This window comes from Microbacterium sp. K35, from assembly GCF_004794375.1.
Taxonomy (GTDB): Bacteria; Actinomycetota; Actinomycetes; order Actinomycetales; family Microbacteriaceae; genus Microbacterium; species Microbacterium sufflavum.
Genome location: NZ_SSDM01000093.1, coordinates 1 through 398 on the forward strand (window position 1 = coordinate 1; position 398 = coordinate 398).

The 398-nt window shown below is 77.4% G+C and carries 1 protein-coding gene; it reads right to left on the reverse strand.

Annotated features, from left to right (window positions below; translation table 11 throughout):
* The coding region (locus DW299_RS02540) for an ROK family protein (protein ID WP_136035531.1) at positions 1–398 on the reverse strand (398 nt) is incomplete at both ends.

The following is a 398-nucleotide window of genomic DNA, read 5'->3' on the forward strand; positions in this document are numbered from 1 at the left end:
CGCCGGCGTAACCGCCCGCGGTGTACGGCCGTCCGCCCACCAGGAGGGCGCCCGCGATGCCCGTGCCGATGACGAGGATCACGGCGTCGTCGTAGGCGCGTGCTCCACCGAGGCGGTGCTCGGCCCAGCTGGCCGCGCGCACGTCGTGGTCGAACGCGACGGGCAGGCCGAGGCGTTCGCGGGCGAGGTCCCGCAGCGGGGCGTCGCGCCAGCCCATGTTGCTGGCGAACACCCCGACGCCCGCGTCGGCGTCGACGATGCCGGGCACCACGAGGCCGACCGCCTGCGGCACGACCTCGGGGTGTGCGTCGCGGAGCTCGGCGGCGAGCGCGTCCAGCCGGTCGAGGATCGCGTGCGTGCGGTCGCCGGCGACGACGGGCGTCGGGGTGCGCCGCAGC